The organism is Streptomyces sp. NPDC047017, assembly GCF_040644175.1.
Classification (GTDB): domain Bacteria; phylum Actinomycetota; class Actinomycetes; order Streptomycetales; family Streptomycetaceae; genus Streptomyces.
In genome coordinates, this window is record NZ_JBEYVW010000011.1 from 102,599 (window position 1) to 119,624 (window position 17,026).

General features: G+C 71.8%; 20 protein-coding genes. 13 read left to right on the forward strand and 7 right to left on the reverse strand.

From position 1 onward, the window contains the following. The first annotated feature begins 3 nt into the window (after nt 1-3). Nucleotides 4-1,479: an ATP-binding cassette domain-containing protein gene (locus tag ABZ858_RS19860; RefSeq protein ID WP_361379798.1), complete on the forward strand. Its 1,476-nt coding sequence runs from the start codon at nt 4-6 to the stop codon at nt 1,477-1,479. Nucleotides 1,480-1,582: 103 nt separating this feature from the next. Here the strand turns inward: ABZ858_RS19860 and rpsN are convergent, their stop codons facing one another. Both rpsN and rpmB read right to left on the reverse strand, forming a co-directional pair. Continuing rightward, entirely contained in the window at nt 1,583-1,888 is a 306-nt protein-coding gene (gene rpsN / locus ABZ858_RS19865; protein WP_361379801.1) for a 30S ribosomal protein S14, read from the reverse strand. Further along, nucleotides 1,888-2,124 (reverse strand): 50S ribosomal protein L28, encoded by a 237-nt coding sequence (gene rpmB / locus ABZ858_RS19870; protein WP_361379804.1) that lies wholly within the window; start codon nt 2,122-2,124, stop codon nt 1,888-1,890. The genes rpsN and rpmB overlap by 1 nt, the downstream gene beginning before the upstream one ends. Before the next feature lie 63 nt (nt 2,125-2,187). Between rpmB and rpmG the strand changes: the two genes are divergently transcribed. From rpmG to ABZ858_RS19905, 7 genes are all read left to right on the forward strand, one after another. Beyond that, nucleotides 2,188-2,352, forward strand: a complete 165-nt coding sequence (rpmG, locus tag ABZ858_RS19875; protein ID WP_361379807.1) for a 50S ribosomal protein L33 — start codon at nt 2,188-2,190, stop codon at nt 2,350-2,352. A 52-nt stretch (nt 2,353-2,404) separates the two neighbouring features. Continuing rightward, nucleotides 2,405-2,662 carry a type B 50S ribosomal protein L31 gene (locus ABZ858_RS19880; RefSeq protein WP_361379810.1) on the forward strand — a complete coding sequence of 86 codons (258 nt, stop codon included), beginning with the start codon at nt 2,405-2,407 and terminating at the stop codon, nt 2,660-2,662. Then, a complete protein-coding gene (locus ABZ858_RS19885) occupies nt 2,659-3,810 on the forward strand; it encodes a GTP-binding protein (protein WP_361379813.1) in 1,152 nt (383 codons plus the stop codon). The genes ABZ858_RS19880 and ABZ858_RS19885 overlap by 4 nt, the downstream gene beginning before the upstream one ends. A 31-nt stretch (nt 3,811-3,841) precedes the next feature. After that, on the forward strand, nt 3,842-4,078 hold the full coding sequence (gene rpsR / locus ABZ858_RS19890) for a 30S ribosomal protein S18 (RefSeq protein ID WP_361379816.1): 237 nt from the start codon (nt 3,842-3,844) through the stop codon (nt 4,076-4,078). A 42-nt stretch (nt 4,079-4,120) separates the two neighbouring features. Then, nucleotides 4,121-4,291: a 50S ribosomal protein L32 gene (gene rpmF / locus ABZ858_RS19895; protein WP_361379819.1), complete on the forward strand. Its 171-nt coding sequence runs from the start codon at nt 4,121-4,123 to the stop codon at nt 4,289-4,291. A gap of 6 nt (nt 4,292-4,297) precedes the next feature. Continuing rightward, the gene (locus ABZ858_RS19900) at nt 4,298-5,473 is read left to right on the forward strand and encodes a GTP-binding protein (RefSeq protein WP_361379822.1); all 1,176 of its coding nucleotides are present in this window, start codon (nt 4,298-4,300) and stop codon (nt 5,471-5,473) included. A gap of 86 nt (nt 5,474-5,559) precedes the next feature. Next, nucleotides 5,560-5,985 (forward strand): Fur family transcriptional regulator, encoded by a 426-nt coding sequence (locus tag ABZ858_RS19905; RefSeq protein ID WP_361379825.1) that lies wholly within the window; start codon nt 5,560-5,562, stop codon nt 5,983-5,985. Nucleotides 5,986-6,076: 91 nt separating this feature from the next. On the opposite strand, the gene ABZ858_RS19910 is transcribed toward ABZ858_RS19905, so the two are convergent. Continuing rightward, complete coding sequence (locus ABZ858_RS19910) at nt 6,077-6,559, reverse strand: cupin domain-containing protein (RefSeq protein ID WP_361379828.1); 483 nt, start codon at nt 6,557-6,559, stop codon at nt 6,077-6,079. 147 nt (nt 6,560-6,706) lie between these two features. Further along, nucleotides 6,707-7,504, reverse strand: coding sequence for an alpha/beta hydrolase (locus tag ABZ858_RS19915; protein WP_361379832.1), 798 nt, complete (start codon nt 7,502-7,504; stop codon nt 6,707-6,709). 122 nt (nt 7,505-7,626) lie between these two features. Between ABZ858_RS19915 and ABZ858_RS19920 the strand changes: the two genes are divergently transcribed. After that, nucleotides 7,627-8,460, forward strand: a complete 834-nt coding sequence (locus ABZ858_RS19920) for a helix-turn-helix transcriptional regulator (RefSeq protein WP_361379835.1) — start codon at nt 7,627-7,629, stop codon at nt 8,458-8,460. Between the two features lie 76 nt (nt 8,461-8,536). Here the strand turns inward: ABZ858_RS19920 and ABZ858_RS19925 are convergent, their stop codons facing one another. Then, complete coding sequence (locus tag ABZ858_RS19925) at nt 8,537-9,982, reverse strand: amidase (protein WP_361379838.1); 1,446 nt, start codon at nt 9,980-9,982, stop codon at nt 8,537-8,539. Nucleotides 9,983-10,073: 91 nt separating this feature from the next. Between ABZ858_RS19925 and ABZ858_RS19930 the strand changes: the two genes are divergently transcribed. Beyond that, on the forward strand, nt 10,074-10,262 hold the full coding sequence (locus ABZ858_RS19930) for a hypothetical protein (protein WP_361379841.1): 189 nt from the start codon (nt 10,074-10,076) through the stop codon (nt 10,260-10,262). 67 nt (nt 10,263-10,329) lie between these two features. On the opposite strand, the gene ABZ858_RS19935 is transcribed toward ABZ858_RS19930, so the two are convergent. Beyond that, complete coding sequence (locus ABZ858_RS19935; protein WP_361379844.1) at nt 10,330-10,524, reverse strand: hypothetical protein; 195 nt, start codon at nt 10,522-10,524, stop codon at nt 10,330-10,332. 415 nt (nt 10,525-10,939) lie between these two features. On the opposite strand from ABZ858_RS19935, the gene ABZ858_RS19940 reads away from it, so the two are divergent. After that, a complete protein-coding gene (locus tag ABZ858_RS19940) occupies nt 10,940-11,515 on the forward strand; it encodes an antibiotic biosynthesis monooxygenase (RefSeq protein ID WP_361379846.1) in 576 nt (191 codons plus the stop codon). Between the two features lie 34 nt (nt 11,516-11,549). Here ABZ858_RS19940 and ABZ858_RS19945 read toward each other — a convergent pair whose 3' ends face one another. Next, nucleotides 11,550-13,076 carry a PucR family transcriptional regulator gene (locus ABZ858_RS19945; RefSeq protein WP_361379848.1) on the reverse strand — a complete coding sequence of 509 codons (1,527 nt, stop codon included), beginning with the start codon at nt 13,074-13,076 and terminating at the stop codon, nt 11,550-11,552. Nucleotides 13,077-13,261: 185 nt separating this feature from the next. Here ABZ858_RS19945 and ABZ858_RS19950 point away from each other — a divergent pair, with 185 nt between their 5' ends. After that, nucleotides 13,262-14,074: an FAD binding domain-containing protein gene (locus tag ABZ858_RS19950; RefSeq protein ID WP_361379851.1), complete on the forward strand. Its 813-nt coding sequence runs from the start codon at nt 13,262-13,264 to the stop codon at nt 14,072-14,074. Continuing rightward, nucleotides 14,065-16,953: a molybdopterin cofactor-binding domain-containing protein gene (locus ABZ858_RS19955; RefSeq protein ID WP_361379854.1), complete on the forward strand. Its 2,889-nt coding sequence runs from the start codon at nt 14,065-14,067 to the stop codon at nt 16,951-16,953. The genes ABZ858_RS19950 and ABZ858_RS19955 overlap by 10 nt, the downstream gene beginning before the upstream one ends. The last annotated feature ends 73 nt before the right edge of the window (nt 16,954-17,026 follow it).

Consider the following 17,026-nt stretch of genomic DNA (forward strand, 5'->3'; position numbering starts at 1 on the left):
ACGATGCTCGCAGTCGAGAAAACGATGCTCGCCATCGAGAACCTGGAACTGCGCTCCGCGCGAGGCCCCGTCCTGCGCGGCGTGTCCCTCACGGCGGAGGCCGGAGAGGCGCTGGCCGTGGTCGGCGCCTCCGGCTCCGGGAAGACCACGCTGGCCCTGTCCGTCCTGGGCCACCTGCGACCGGGCATCGCCCTGAACGGCGGCCGGGTACGGGTGGACGGGCACGACACACTGCCCGTGCCCCACCCCGCGTTGCGCGGCGGCACGGTCGCCTACCTCGGACAGGACGCCGGTACGACGCTCAACCCCTATCGCCGGCTGTCGAGCACGCTGTGCACGGCGCTGGGGACACGGGACGCCCAGGGGCCCGAGGCCCTGCTGCGCCGAGTCGGCCTGCCCGCCTCGTTCGCGCGCCGGCGTCCCGCCGAACTCTCCGGCGGCCAGCAGCAGAGAGCCGCCCTGGCCGTGGCCCTCGCACGCGGCCCCCGGCTGCTCGTCCTCGACGAACCCACCTCCGCCCTCGATCCCGCGGCGAAGGAGGAGGTCCGCGCGGAGCTTGCCCGGGTCAGCAAGGCCGGCGTCGGCCTCCTGTGGATCACTCACGACCTCTCGTCGGTCGCGGGGCTGGTCGACCGGGTCGTGGTCCTGGCGGACGGCCGTATCGCGGAGGACGCACCGGCCGGCCGGGTCCTCGCGGCTCCGGCGTCACGGCCCGCGGCGGCACTGGTCGACGCGGCCTCACCGGTTCCCCGTCGACCGCGCGGGCAGGCCCCCGGCACGCCACCGGTGCTGCGCGTCGACGCACTCGCCGCGGCGCTGGGCGACCGGCGGGTGCTGGAGGACGTCGGTCTCACCGTCCGCCCAGGACGGTGCCTGGCCGTCACCGGCGCGTCCGGCAGCGGCAAGACGACCTTGGCGCGCTGCGTCACGGGACTCCACCAGCCCGCGGGCGGGTCGGTCCTGCTCGACGGGCGCCCTCTGCCAGGGCGAGCGCGCAGGAGAGCGGTGACGGACCGCGCGGCGATCCAGCTCGTACCCCAGAGTCCGGCGGAGACGCTGCATCCTCTGCGGCCGGTCCGCGAGGCCCTGGTACGCCCCTTGCGGGTCCTGGGAGGGATGCGGGACCCGCACCGGATCGACGAGGAGATCGAGCGCCTGTTGTCCCTGGTCCACCTGCCGCCCGAGCTCGCGTGGCGCACCCCCGGCCGGCTCTCCGGGGGCCAGCGCCAGCGGATCGCCATCGCCCGGGCGCTGGCCGCCGGACCGCGGGTCCTGCTGTGCGACGAGATGACCTCGGCGCTGGACTCGGTGACCCAGGCGTCCGTCCTCGACCTCGTGCGCGGTCTGTGCGAGGAGCGGTCACTCAGCGTGCTCCTCATCACGCACGACCCCCAGGTGGTGCGGCGGGTCGCCGACGACGTCATGGTGCTGGAGGGCGGCCGCCTGCACCGAGGCGACGCCGTTCCCGCCCTGTCGTGAAGAGGCCCTGAGCCGGCACCGGGTGGCCGTGGCCGGCAGCGGGGCGAGGGACGGCACGGGGCGGGGGACGGCACGGAGGTGCCGTCCCCCGCCCCGGACGGATTCACCAGGACGACTTCGTCACTCCGGGCAGATATCCGGCATGGGCCTGCTCGCGCACGTTCACCCGCGAGAGGCCGAACTTGCGCAGGTGACCGCGCGGACGGCCGTCGACGCTGTCCCGGTTGCGCACGCGGGTCGCGCTCGCGTCCCGGGGCTGGCGGCGGAGTTCCGCCCGCGCGGCCGCCTTCTCGTCGTCCGTGGCCCGCGGCGAGGCCAGGACCGCCTTGAGTTCGGCGCGCCGCCGCGCGTAGCGGGTCACGATCAGCTTCCGCTTCTCGTTCTTCGCGATCTTGCTCTTCTTCGCCATCAGACACGCTCCCCACGGGCCCGGATCCGGGCGACAGCGGCCTCGATGCCGATGGCGTCCACGGTCTTGACGGCACGCGCGCTCAGCCGCAGCCGGACGTGACGCCCCTCGCCGGGCAGCCAGTAGCGCTTCTTCTGGATGTTGGGGTCGAACCGGCGCGGGGTGCGGCGGTGCGAGTGGGAGATCTTCTTGCCGAAGCCGGGTTCGGCTCCGGTCAGTTGACAGTGGGCGGACATGCGGAGGCTGCCTTTCTCTTCACCGGTTATCGGTAATGGAAATCATTGTCGTATGCTACCCCCATGGCACGCAACGAACTGCGCCCGATCATCAAGCTCCGCTCCACCGCCGGGACCGGCTACACCTACGTGACCCGCAAGAACCGCCGGAACGACCCGGACCGGCTCGTCCTGCGGAAGTTCGACCCCGTCGCCGGACGCCACGTCGACTTCCGCGAGGAGCGCTGACAGCACCGCCCTCGGCCCGACCACCACCACACCGACCCAGGGAACGCACCCCATGAAGCCCGGAATCCACCCCGCCTACCGCCCGGTCGTCTTCCGCGACAAGGCCGGAGACTTCGCCATCCTGACCCGCTCGACGATGACCAGCGACAAGACCGTCGAGTGGGAGGACGGCCACACCTACCCGGTGGTCGACGTCGAGATCTCCTCGGCGAGCCACCCCTTCTACACCGGCACCGCCCGCGTGCTGGACACCGCCGGCCGCGTGGAGCGCTTCGAGCGCCGCTACGGACGGGACGGGGGCCGCCGATGACCCTCGAAGGGCCGATGCCCGTGGTGATCGTCGGCGGACTGCACGCCGACGCCCGCCGCGCCACGGTCGACCGGCTGCTGCGGGAGGTGCCCGGCAGCGTCGCCCTGCACCACGACCTGTCCACCGCTCCGGCGGGCACCGTGCGCCGCAGCGTGCGCGACACCACGGGCGACACCTGCTGGGGCGAGACGCCGTTGGTCAACGACTGCGCCTGCTGCGCCCTGCGCGAGGACCTCGTCCCCGAACTGGAGCGGCTCGCCGACAGCGGCCTCACCCGCCTCGCGGTCGTGGAACTGTGGGACTCCGTGGAGCCCCGCGGGATGGCCGAGGTCGTCGCCGCGCATGGCGACGGCGCCTTCCGGCTCACCAACGTGGTGACCGCGGTGGACCCCGCGCTGGTCCTGGCCTGCCTGTCCAACGGCGACGACCTCGCGGACGCCGGACTCGCCGCCGCCGCGACGGACCAGCGCACCGTGGGCGACACCTTCGCACGGCAACTGGAATACGCCCCCGTCGTCGCCCTGGCCGACAGCCCCGCCACCGGTCTGGACGACCTGGCGCTCCTGCGGCAGTTGCACCCCACGGCCAGTCATGTCCGCATCGGCTCCGGCCGGTTGGGCGGTATCGCGGTCGCCGGTTTCGACGTGGACGCGGCGGCGGCCGCCCAGCACCCGGCCTGCGCCCGGCTCCCCCACGACTGCGACGAGGAAGGGGTCAGCACCCTGGTCTGGCAGCGCCGCCGCCCCTTCCACTCCGGCCGCCTCTACGAGGCGCTGGAGGACCTGTGCTGTGCCGCGGCCCGCAGCCGGGGGAGGTTCTGGCTGGCGGACCGGCCCGACAGCCTGCTCGCCTGGGACGCCGCCGGGGGCGCGCTGTGCGTGGAGAGCGCCGGGCCGTGGATGGCCTCTCTCCCGGACGCCGCCTGGGAGATGATGCCCGCCGAGCGCCGGACCGCGGCCGCGCTGGACTGGCATCCCGAGCACGGCGACCGCTGCCAGCACCTCGTCTTCACCTCGCCCGGTCTGGACCGGACAGGGCTGCTCTCGCTGCTCGACGCCTGTCTGCTCACCGACGACGAGCTGGCGTCCGGACCCGCCGCCTGGCCCCGGCCCACCGGCTTCGACCAACTGCTCGACCCCGTCGCCTGACTCGTCCCGCCTCACCGCCAAGGAGGGCTCCGTGCCCCGCCCCACCAAAGCCACGCTCGCCCGCAAGAACCGGCCGAACCCGCTCGACGCGGCCGGCATCACGTACATCGACTACAAGGACACCGACCTGCTGCGGAAGTTCATCTCCGACCGCGGCAAGATCCGCAGCCGCCGGGTCACCCGGATCAGCCGGCAGCAGCAGCGGCAGGTCGCCACGGCCGTCAAGAACGCCCGCGAGATGGCCCTGCTCCCCTACTCCAGCCGCTGACCTCCCCACCACCGCCCCTTCCCCGCAGACGAGAGGACCGTCATGGCCGTCCCCAAGCGCAAGATGTCGCGCAGCAACACCCGCCACCGCCGCGCCCAGTGGCGGGCGAACACCCCGCCACTGGCCCCCATCACCCTCGAAGGAACCACCTATCTGGTTCCCCAGCACCTGAGGAAGGCGTACGAGCGCGGCCTCCTCCGTCCGGAGGACTGAAGCAGCATGCCGCACGACCACCTGCCGGTGACCGTCCTGTCCGGTTTCCTCGGAGCGGGCAAGACCACGTTGCTCAACCACCTGCTGTCCAACCGCGAGGGACTGCGTGTCGCCGTCATCGTGAACGACATGAGCGAGATCAACATCGACGCCGCGCTCGTGCGCGGTGGCGGGGCCGCTCTCTCCCGTACGGAGGAGCGACTGGTCGAGATGACCAACGGCTGCATCTGCTGCACACTGCGCGACGATCTCCTCGAAGAGGTGGACCGCCTCGCCAGGGAGGGGCGCTTCGACTACCTCCTGATCGAGTCCAGCGGCATCTCCGAGCCCTTGCCGGTGGCCGCCACCTTCTCCTTCGCACGCGACGACGGGACGACGCTCGGCGACCTCACCCGGCTCGACACGATGGTCACGGTCGTGGACGCGGCCAACTTCCTCCGGGAGCTGGGGGACGGCGACGAGCTGGCCGCGCGGGGCCTCGCGCCCTTCGAGGACGACGAACGCACGGTGAGCGATCTGCTGATCGACCAGGTCGAGTTCGCCGATGTGATCGTCCTGAACAAGCTCGACCTCGTCGACGAGGAGTCGGCCGAGCGCCTGCGCTCCATCCTCACCCGGCTCAACCCGGGCGCACGCCTCCTGGACAGCGTCCGGGGACGGGTACGCGCCTGCGACGTACTCGGCACCGGCCTCTTCGACGTGGAACAGGCGCAGCAGGCGCCCGGCTGGGTGCGCGAACTCAACGGCGACCATGTCCCGGAGACCGAGGAGTACGGGATCTCGTCCGCCCTGTTCCGCTCCGACCGTCCCTTCCACCCGGGCCGTCTCTGGCGGCTGGTCACCGAGCGGTTCGACAGCGGCGAGTTCGGAACGGTCCTGCGCAGCAAGGGCTTCTTCACACTGGCCGGACGCACCGGGGTGACGGGACTGTGGTCCCAGGCGGGTTCGGTCGCCCGTTTCGAGCCGGCCGGGGTCAGCGACGCCGCAGCGCCGGAACAGCGGGCCCAGGAGCTGGTGTTCATCGGTACCGAACTGAACGCGGCCGCCCTGTGCACCGCCCTGGAGGACTGCCTCCTGGACGGCGACTGGACCGGCGGCGACGACCCCTTCCCCGTCTGGGACGTCCCGGAGGCCCGCGAAACCTGCGTACACGAGCAGCACGGCACGGCAGTGCCCGTCTGACGACTCCGGGCCGGGTGGTGGCCGCAGCCACGGCACCACCCGGCCCGGTCGGCCTGGTTCCGGCGTCTTCCACCGGGGAGGTGACCATGCGCGGCTTTCCTCCGGGGAACCAGCGCTCGACGCGGCAGCGCCGCGAACTCCTGACCCTGTTCCAGGCGTGCGAGGACTTCGTCTCCGCCCGGTCCTTGCACGCGACGGCGGAGTCCGCCGGCATCCTGATCGGCCTCACCACCGTGTACCGCACCCTGCGCATGCTCGAAGCCGACGGCGGCGCGGACGTGATCCGCGACCTGAACGGAGAACGGCTGTACCGGCCACGGCCCGCCGAGGGGCATCAGCACTACCTCGTGTGCCGGGAATGCGGACTGAGCCGCGCGGTGGAGGCCGAACAGGTCGAGAGCTGGGCGCGAAGCGTCGCGGCGGCCACGGGTTTCACCCGCGTCGACCACGTCGTGGAGCTGACCGGCGTCTGCCAGGACTGCGGCCGCCCGGAGCTGTCCGAGCCGCGCTGACGCCCGGCCACGCGAAGACGCGGAACCGCCGCCCGCCGGCGCATCCCGAGGCTTCCCACAGCCGGTCAGCCGTGAGGCGGCGGGCGAGTGGTCAGTGGTCGCCCGGGAGGAGGGTGAAGTCGGCCCAGTCGAAGCCCGGTGCCACGACACAGGTGACGAGCACAGGATCGTCACCGACCGGCCGGGCGCACTGCCACCGTCCGGCGGGAACGGCCGCCCACAGCGCCTGTCCGGCCGCCGGATCGGGGCCGAGGAGGGTGGTGGAGGCTGTGGCGGCCGAGGGCTCGGCAGCGTGGGTGAGGGACAGCGGGCTGCCGCTGTGCCAGAGCCACAGCTCGTCACACGCGACGCGATGCCGGCGCGACTGCTCGCCGGGACCCAGAAGATAGTGGATGGCGGTGGCGGCCGGACGCCGTCCCCGGCCGGTGTCGACCTGTTCGCCCGCCGACCACAGCCTTCGGTACCAGCCCCCTTCGGGATGCGCCTGCAAACCCAGCCGCACGGCCAGATCCGGCCGGTCCTGCCCGGCGGCACCCGTCACCGTGTACCGCTCCTCTTCCTCACCACTGTCCACCACGGCTCCTTCCCTCTCGCCCGCGAGACGCCCTTCCGTGACGTGCCCATGAGTGTCCTCCTCTCCCTTCCCTACGCCGCCCGATCTCACCTCCGGCACGCCGAGGACCCCGGCGGCGTCGTGGTGGAGGGCAGGGCTCAGGCGGAACTACGCCCGCCGGCTCATGGTGGAGGTGGCTGGTGCGAAGGCGGCGATCGCGTCGGCGAGGTCGGCCGGAGCTTCCAGCGGGATCAGGTGACCGGTGTTCGAGATCACCGTGAAGCCGGCTCCGGGGAGGTGGGGCAGCAGGTTGTCACGGAGCACCTGTTCGGGTTCGACACGGTCGTGCTCCCCGGCGACGAGGAGAGCGGGGACGTCGATCAGGCGGGTGTGTCCGGTGATGTCCTCCGCGATGCCGTGCAGCGGCCACTCCGTGCGGGCGGCCTCGGCGCCGGCGCGTGAATCGGTGACGATCTGCGACTTGATCGATGCGGGCAGCCCGGTCGCGGTGAGCACTGCGTCCCGTGCGCCGGCGACGGACTCGTCGGAGTCGTACGCGTGGGAGAGGCTTTCCTGGTACTCGGGAGTGATCTCCGCGGCGGGCTCGGCCGGTGCGGAAGCGACGAGGACGATCCCCCGGAGGCCCGCGGGCCGGGTCGCCGCGACCAGCTGTGCGACCTTGCCGCCCATGGAATGTCCGACGAGGACGTAGTCCGTGACGCCCGTGCCGGCGATCACGTCGAGCGTGTCCCCGGCGAGCCGGCGCAGCGTGCAGGGGCCGGACATGCCGCGTAAGCGGCTCCACCCGCGGAAGTCGACGGTGAGCATGTCGCGGCCGGTGAGGCGGTCGACGACGAGGTCCCATGTGCGGGCGGAGCCACCCCAGTAGTGCAGGAACACAAGAGTCGGCCCGGTCCCCGGCCGGTGGTCGTAAACGGGCAGCAGCGCCCGCTGTGTCGCGTTCATCGGTGACTCCCTCGATCAGCGTTTCCAGCGTTCCGCAGCGGAACTTCTCTGCTCCCATGGAATCTCCATCGCTCTGCCGGGGCATCGCCGCGACTGGTCGCCCGATGGTGGAAACTGGACACATGACCGTGATCCGGCAGATGACGTACCGGCCCGTCGGGAAGGGTGCCGCCGCTGTCGAGACGATGACGTTCGACCGCCTTCGCGAGCTGAACGACGGCGGCACGCAGCGCGCCGACTTCCATGTCCTCGCTGTCGTCGACGCCGGGCCCGGATCTGTCACGGTGGATTTCCGCCGGCACCCGCTCGGCGACCGGTCCGCGGTGTGGGTCGCTCCCGGCGCGGTGCACCGCTGGGACGACATCGCCGGCGTGACGGGGCACCTCCTGCTGTTCGTCCCGACCGCGCCGGTCACCCGCGCCACCCGGGAGCTCGCCGCGGCCCCGCACCCGGTGGCGCGGTGGACCATTCCCGAGGCCGACTGGCCCTTCGTCGACGCCGCGCGGAACCACCTCCTCCTCGAAGCCTCCGATGCGCCCGGGGACAGGGACACGACGACGGAGTTGCCCGAGATCCTGCTCTCCGCGCTCATCGTCCGGCTGCGGCCACCGCACGGCGCGGCCCGGTCGGCGAATCCGCTGTTCGGACTGTTCCGGTCCAGCGTCGAAGCGCATTTCCGGGAGCATCACGACGCCGGCTACTACGCCCGGGCTCTGGGATACGCGCCGCGTACGCTGTCGAGAGCGGTGCGGCAGGCCACCGGCCGCACCGCGAAGGCGTACATCGTCGACCGGATCGTCCTGGAAGCCAAACGGCTGCTGGCGCACCACCGCCTCCCTGCGGCCACCTGCGCCACCAGGCTGGGTTTCCCCGACGCGTCCAACTTCTCGGTGTTCTTCCGCCAGGCGACCGGCATGCCGCCGGGCGCCTGGCAGGCGACGGTGACCGTCGAGTGAGAGCGGCGCGGCGGACTGCCTGCCGGACCGTTCCCGGTGGGCCGGCCGTGGTCCGTCCGCGGGCGTACCGGCTTCTTCACCAGGCGAGTTCCGGGTGCCGGTCGCGGACCGGGCTGACCGATTCGAGGGCCGCCCCCAGCCGCAGCAGGGTGGGCTCGTCGTACCAGCGTGAGACGAGCTGGACGCCGATCGGCAGGCCGTCGGCGGCGGCCCCGAACGGCAGGGAGAGGGCCGGCAGCCCGGTGAGATTGAACGGGACGGTCGCCCGCATGATCCCGCGGGCCGGCACGGTCACCCCGTCGACCTCGAACTTCGGCCGGGCGAACGGAGGGGCGGGGATCGGGCACACCGGGCACAGCAGCACGTCGTAGCGCTCGAAGTAGCCGGTGAACAGCGAGCTGAGCGCATCGACCTGTTGCTGCGCGTCGAGGTAGTCGGCCGCCGACACCTCCGGTGCCTCCAGTGCCCGCAGGATCACCCGGTGCAGGTCGCCCTCGCGGCCGGCGGCGACCCGGCGGAAGTACGGGACCACTTCCGCGGTGAACAGCGTCGCGCTCAACTCGGTCGCGTCGACCGCCTCCAGGCCGGTGAGCGGTGCCGGTTCGACGACGCAGCCCAGCTCCCGCAGTGCCTGACCGGCGGCCGCGACGACGGCCGTCACTTCGCGGTCCACCGGGCCGAACGCGGGCTCGCAGGCCCAGCCCACCCGCAGACCGGCCGGTGCCGAGTGGCCGTCGACGGCCGCGTCCAGCGGCGGCGCGTGCCGTACGTGGCCGTCGACGCCGTCCGGTCCGGCGAGCGCCACGAGAGCCGTGGCGATGTCCCTCACACTGCGGGCCATCGGCCCGACATGCCAGTAGCGGCCGGGTACTTCGGGCCAGTGGCCGGTGATCGGGACCCGCCCGCGGGTTGCCTTCAGGGCGACGATGCCGGTGTCGTGGGCGGGTCCGCGCACCGAGATCGCCACATCGCTGCCCAACCCGAGGGCCGACATCCCGGCGGCGATGGCCGCCGCCTCGCCGCCGCTCGATCCGCCGGGGGTCCGCTCGCCGTTCCAGGGATTGCGCGAGAGGCCGAAGAGCAGGTTGTCGGTCTCGGTCCAGTACGAGAACTCCGGGAGGTTGGTCTTGGCCACCGGAATCGCGCCGGCCGCCCGCAGCCTCGCCACTGCCGTCGCGTCGGCCTCGGGGACGCGGTCCCGGAAGAGAACCGAGCCACGGGTGGTCACGGCCCCTGCCACGTCCAGCGCGTCCTTGACCGTGAACGGCACACCGTGCAGCGGTCCGACCGGCTCTCCGGCCGCCACGGCCGCGTCCGCCACCCGCGCCGCGGCGAGCCCCTGCTCGGCGAGCACGGCCACCACCGCGTTGAGTTTCGGGTTGACCGCCTCGATCCGCTCCAGGTGCGCTCGCATCACCTCCACCGCGGACATCCGTCGTGTGCGAACGCGCGACGCCAGCGCGGTCGCGTCCAAGTGGAACAGCTCGTCCCCGTCCACCGAGCACGCCCTTTCCGTCACCATGGACTCCTCTCCTGCGGCCGATCAGTGTCCGTACGTGCTCTTCCCCCGAAGTCCGGCGGCGAGCCGGCGTTCTCAGTGTCAGGCGGTGGCCATGAACGGTGTCACCGACCGGCTCTCCGACCTGGCCGCTCACACCGGCTGGGCCACCTTCCACCACGCGGCCGGGGCCTGGATCGACAACTCCTCGCAGAGCTTGGCCACACATCTGCGCCAAGCCGTCGACGATCTGCGCTCCCTCTCCGTGACGGCCCGGTCACCCTCACCCCCAAGCACGGCATGAGCGTCGACACTGCCCCGCCCACCATGTGGACTTCGGCGCTCTCCCGCCCGTCGAAGGAACGCGCGGTTCAGGTGAGCTCGCACTCCGCCGAGTCGTCGATCCGCACGGCCTCGAACGTGCCCAGCCACCGGTCGACGAGGGACTCGGGCCGGATGCACGTGGCTCCGCCCTTGGTGTCGCCGATCCAGACCGTCTCGTGGCGGGTGTTGATGACCTGGAGCGGGGCGGGCAGCGGGGCCGGCAGCTCCTGCCAGGGGCTCACCTCGTCGTACTCCTAGACGACTTGGCCGTCCTTGACGAAGCGGACAAAAGGGTATGCGCAGGGCGCCGCGGGGATCGGCGGGTCCGTGGGCTCGGCTTGCGCGGTGGTGGCCGCCCCGCCGAGCGGAAGCACGGTGGCCGCCGGTACGGTCATGAAGCCACGCGACCCGGCAATTGCCCTCACACGTACCCCGGTTGTTGAGAAGTCCTGATCGAATTGACCCCGATCGACACACTGTCCCCACAGGTCGCAAGTCTGGTCAAGGACCGGGACGGGCACCGAATGGCCGGCCGGCCGAGAGGCTGCGCTGGTGCTCGATTTGCGCCGATGTGCGCGAAGTCCCTCGCCGCCCACTGCGCGGGCCTCTTGGTCGAGTAGAGTATCGCCGGGTGCGGCAAGATACGAGGAGTCTGTCTTGACCGCGGTCAGCCTTGAGCACACCACCGTCCCCGCCGACACCGGCGAGGTGACGCTCCTGATAGCCCGTCGGGTGGATCCCGGCCATGAAGCCGCGTTCGAGCGGTGGGCGAGGGGCATTCTCGACACCGCCGCGACGTTCCCCGGCCATCTCGGTTACGGCTTCTTCCGCTCCTCCGGCGGCGACGCGCCCTGGTTCCTCGTCCACCGGTTCCAGGACGCGGAAGCCTGCCGCGCCTGGCAGGAGTCACCCGAGCGCGCGGCCTGGTTCGCCGACTGCGACGGGCACCACCACACCGAGATCGCCCGGCGGACACTGACCGGCATGGAGACCTGGTTCGCCAAGCCGGGCTCCACCCGGCCGGCGCCGCCCCGCTGGAAGATGGCGATCAGCGCGACCCTGGCCATCTACCCGGTCTCCGTACTCGGCGGCCTCTTCCTCGTGCCCCACCTGACCACACTCCCCGTCCTCCTCAGCAGCGCGGTCACCGCCTGCACATTCAACGTGTTCATGACGTACGTGTCGATGCCGGCCGTCAGCAGGCTCCTGCGCGGCTGGCTCACCTCCGCATAGGGGCACCACGCATAGGGGCACCTCCCGCCGCCCTCTATCCGCCCTCCTCCGTTCGCCCGCTCCGCTCCGTGGACCACTGGTGCAGGATGAGGGCCGCGTGCAGGTCGATCTGGCCGCGCGGGTCGGACACCCGGCGGCCGGTGAGGGCTTCCGCTCGCTCGATCCGGTAGTGCACGGTGTTCACGTGCAGGTGCAGGGCGGCTGCCGTGCGGGTCCACGACGATCCGTTGTCCAGGAAGGTCGCCAGCGTCTGGAGCAGTTCGGTGCCTTTCTCGGCGTCGTACGAGATGACCGGGCCGATCGTGTTCGCCTGGAAGGCGTGCGACACCGTGGGCGGCAGCCCTCCCAGCACCGCGCCCAGGCTCGTGACGGCGGAGGTCGTGCAGACTCGGGGCACCGGGTCCGGTCGCTGTCCGGAGGCATCCGCGAGATAGCGGGCCCCGCGCAGGGCCGGCGCCAGGTCGCGCGGCAGGGCTTCCGGGCCGACACCGACCGCGAGGGCGAGGTCGGCGTCGATGAGGCCCTGCACGTCCGGGAGGTGCTCGGTGAGCCGCTGGGCGAACCGGTCCGGCGGCGCGGCGACGAAGCCGACCGACTCATCGGTCCCGCCCGGGCACACGGCGAATTCCACCGCGCATGCCGCGAGCAGTTCGTTGGCGGCGTCGACGGCCCAGGCGGCCGACGCCCCGGGGGTTCTCACCACGACCGGAGTGAGCGTGGTGTCGCCGGGAAGACCGCAGTCCTGCACGATGCCGGCTGTCGCCGCGGTGTCCTTCGCTTCGAGCGCGGCGAGCAGCGCACCGGCTCTCGCGCCGCGTACGGTGAGCCGTTTGCGGTGCTGCGCCAACCTCGTGGACAGCAGGGCCGCGACCTCGTCGAGCACCGGCCGCTGGCGTGCGGCGACCGCCGGCGTGGTGCACAGCCACCACCCGTCGAAGGGCGACCCCTGGTCCGTACCGACCGGCACCCGTGCGCCGCGTGCGCCGGGCCGGGCGCTCGCGGCATGCGGATGCGTGCTCGCGATCACTCGGCCGGCGAGAGAGGTGAGCGTCAGCTCCGACAGCCCGAGGCGCTCGACCGCCAGCCGGAGCGCGTCATCGAGCGGGGCCGCCGAGGCGATGCTGCCGAGAAGCTCGTCCCTGACCATGGACGGCAGGGCCGGGGCGTCGGATGCGCGCACATCGGCCCAGAGCCGGACGTAGATGCTGTCGAGGACCGTGCGGAATGTGGTGCTCCGCGGCACGGAGAACAGCGGAAGCTCGTGGTCCCGGCACGCCTCGACCAGCTCGTCCGGGATCCCGCCGTGCACCCCTTCGCCGGCGATGAGCGCCACGGCGCCCGCGGCCCGGACCGCGGAGACGAACGCCCGCGCGGTCCCACAGCGGTCCGGCTGCCACCAGACCAGGCCGGTCAGTACGATCTCCCCCGGCGACAGGTAGGTCGAGGGATTCGCCATGTCGGCAGTCGTGACGCCCGTGACGGCGCGCCGCAGCGCGTGGGGCGGCGCCCACAGCGGCGTCAGCCCGAGGTCGGCGAGTTCCATCACCTGTTTCACCAGCACAGTGCCATCAATATCAGCCTCGGTATGGCTCGATCACATCGCCCACCGGCGGTTCGGTCGATCAACCGAACGCGGGCCCGGAGATCCGTATGCGGCGGGCATGCCGGGCGGCGGGCCCGGAGCGCTTCACTTGTCCCGTTCCGAGCCGTCGATCCCCGGCGGCGCACGTGGCGATGGGGTGCGCGGTGGACTTGAACACGATCGAGACGTGGCGTCCGGCGCGCACACGGCAAGATCTCGTGCTGGCGCCGGGTGAGGTGTTCCTCGGCGGCGGGACCTGGCTCTACTCGGAGCCGCAGGTGGGAACGACCGGTCTGGTCGACCTGGCGACGATGCGCTGGCCTTCGGTCGAGGACACGCCTTCAGGGGGGCTGCGTATCGGAGCCACCTGCACGGTGGCCGAGCTGTCCCGTATCCGGCGGCGCGAGGGCTGGGCGGCGCATCCGGTCTTCTTCCAGGCGGCCTCCGCCCTGCTCGCCTCGTTCAAGATCTGGAACATGATGACGGTCGGCGGGAACATCTGCCGCTCGTACGCCGCGGCGTCCATGGTGTCGCTGGCCGTCGCGCTCGATGCCACCGCGCTGATCTGGACCGCGGACGGCGGCGAGTACACGATTCCCGTCGCGGACATACCCACCGGAAACGGAACCAATACGCTCGCCGAAGGCGATGTGCTGCGCTGCATCGACATCCCCGCCCACGCGCTGCGCGCGCACACCGGGTTCCGCAAGATGGCGCTGGTCGAGATCGGTCGCAGCGCGGCGGTGCTCACCGGCCGGCTGGACGAGTCCGGTGCGGCGGTGTTCACCATCACGGCCGCCACCTTGCGCCCGGTGGTGCTGCGCTACGACGCCCTGCCCACGCCCGTCCGGCTGCGCGAGGACGCGCTGGGCGCGGACGGCTACTACACCGACCCCATGGGCAGCGCCGACTGGCGCCGCGCCGTCAGCGCCGTGCTGCTCGCGGAGATCCTGGAGGAGCTGCAGGCATGGAACTGAACATCAACGGTGAGGACTGCGCGGCCACGCCCCGCCCCGGGCAGTGCCTGCGGACCTTCCTGCGCGACCAGGCGCACTTCGAGGTCAAGAAGGGGTGCGACGCGGGCGACTGCGGGGCCTGTACGGTGCTGGTCGACGGCAAGCCCGTGCACTCGTGCATCTACCCGGCCCAGCGGATCGAGGGGCGGCGGGTGACCACCGTCTCCGGCCTGGGGACGGTGGACCGGCTCCATCCGATGCAGCAGGCGTTCGTCGACAACTTCGGTTTCCAGTGCGGTTTCTGCACCGCGGGCATGATCGTCACCGCTTCCACGCTCGCGGAGGACCAGCTAGACGACATGCACCGGCTGATGAAGGGCAGCCTGTGCCGGTGCACCGGGTACCGGTCCATCCGCCAGGCCATCGCGCAGGGCGTCATGGCCGCCGGTGCCGAGGACTCGGGCAACTCCCCGGGAGCATGCGGGTCCGGCGCCCGGCCCGAGGGCGTTCAGCCGGGCATCCCCTGCCCGAAGTCGAAGGTCGGGACCTCGGTGAACCCGCCCGCCGCCAAGCGGGTGGTCACCGGGACCGAACCGTACACCTTCGACATGGAACTCCCCGGCGCACTCCATGTGCGCGTACTCGGCTCGCCGCACGCGCACGCCCGCATCCTCGACATCGACACCACGGAGGCCGAGCGGCTGCCCGGGGTCGAGCTGGTGCTGGACCACCGCAACGTCCCCAGGACCCGCTACTCCACCGCGCAGCACGAACGCCGTACCGACGACCCGCACGACACCAGGATCCTCGACGACGTGGTGCGCTTCAGGGGGCAGCGTGTCGCGGTCGTGGCCGCGGTCTCCGCGAGCGTCGCCGAGCAGGCCTGCCGCCTCATCGAGGTGACGTACGACGTGCTGCCCTCGGTGCACGACCCGGAAGAGGCCATGTCACCGGGCGCGCCCATGCTGCATCCCGAGCTGCTCGACAGCGACCAGCCGGCGGAGGAGCTGCCGCGGGACCCGGCACGCAACGTGGTCGCCGCCCTCCACAACGGCGTCGGCGGGGACGTCGACCAGGCGCTGGCCGATTCCGACGTCACCGTGCACGGGGAGTGGCGCACCCAGCGCGTCTCGCACATGCAGTTGGAGACGCACGGCAGCCTCGGCTGGCTCGACGACGACGGCAGGCTGGTCATCCGCACCAGCTCGCAGGTGCCCTTCCTGACCCGCCGCACGCTGTGCCGGCTGCTCGACCTGCCCGAGGACAGCGTGCGCGTCTTCACCAAACGCGTCGGTGGCGGTTTCGGCGGGAAGCAGGAGATGTTCTCCGAGGACATCATCGCCCTCGTGGTCCTGCGCACCGGTAAGCCCGCCATGTACGAGATGAGCCGCAACGACGAGTTCGCGCGCACCTCGGTACGCCACCCGTTCCGCGTCCGGGTCACTCTGGGGGCCGAGCGGAGCGGCAGGCTGACCGCGATCAAGCTGCGTGTGCTGGCCGACACGGGTGCCTACGGCAACCACGCGCCCGGGGTGCTGTTCCACGGCTGCGCCGAGTCGATCAGCCTGTACAACGCTCCGGTGAAGCGCGTCGACGCCGAGTCGGTGTACACCAACAACGTGCCGTCCGGTGCCTTCCGCGGCTACGGCCTCGGACAGGTGATTCTCGGCGTCGAGTCCGCGATGGACGAACTCGCGCTCGCCCTCGACATCGATCCGTTCGAACTGCGGCGCATCAACATGGTCGCCGACGGTGACCCCCTCGTGGAGGCGCATCCGGCCGACGACGGACTCGTCTACGGAAGCTATGGCCTCGACCAGTGCCTGCAACTCGTGAAGGAAGGGCTCGACCGCGGCAACGGCGTGCTGCCCCCGGCGGGCGGGCACTGGCGTGTCGGTGAGGGCATGGCAGTCGCCATGATCGCGACGATGGCGCCCTTCGGCCATGTCTCCAAGACCACGCTGACGCTGAAGCCGGACGGGACCTACGTCGCCGGTGTGGGAACCAGCGAGTTCGGCAACGGCACCACGACGGTGCACACCCAGATCGTGGCGACCGACATGTCGACCGAGCTGGACCGGGTGCGGCTGACGAATTCCGACACCGACGGGGCGATCTACGACACCGGGGCGTTCGCCTCGGCGGGCACCACGGTGGCGGGCAAGGCCCTGCACGCCGCCGCGATCTCACTGCGTACGCTGCTCCTCGGTGTCGCCGCCCAGCTCACCGGCAGCGAGCCCGCCGACTGCTCGCTGTTCCCCGACGGCATCCGGACCCCGAAGCGGATCGTCCGCTTCCGTGAGGCCATCCGTGCCTGCCCGGTGGCCCACCGGGACGGCGACGGCGTGTTCGCCCGCGGTGACGAACTGGGCGAGTTCCGCTCGCTGGCCTGGAACGTGCACGGGGTCCGCGTCGCCGTCGACGTCCGCACCGGCGCGGTACGCATCCTGCAGTCCGTGCACGCCGCCGACGCCGGCACCGTGATGAATCCGCAGCAGTGCCGCGGGCAGGTGGAGGGCGGCGTCGCCCAGGCCCTCGGCACCGCACTGTCCGAAGAGGTCATGCTCGACGAGCAGGGCAACCTGCTGACTCCGGTGCTGCGCGCGTATCGGATCCCGCAGATGAACGACGTCCCGGAGACCGAGGTCTACTTCGCCAAGACGTTCGACGAACTCGGGCCCTTCGGCGCGAAGTCGATGAGCGAGAGCCCCTACAACCCCGTACCGGCCGCCCTGGGCAACGCCATCCGCCGCGCCGTCGGCACCCGGCCCTACGAGACGCCGTTCTCCCGGGACCGGGTCTGGCGCATGCTCAACGACCCGGACGCGGTGCCCGGCTGGTGGAAGCTGGCGCGCGTGCGCGTCGAGAACCGGACCAAGCAGCTCTCCGTCACCGGCTGAACGCGGCCGCGCGCGGCCGGCCATACCGGAATCAGTCCCTCCCCTCTCCCACCGATCTCCCTCGATGACGACG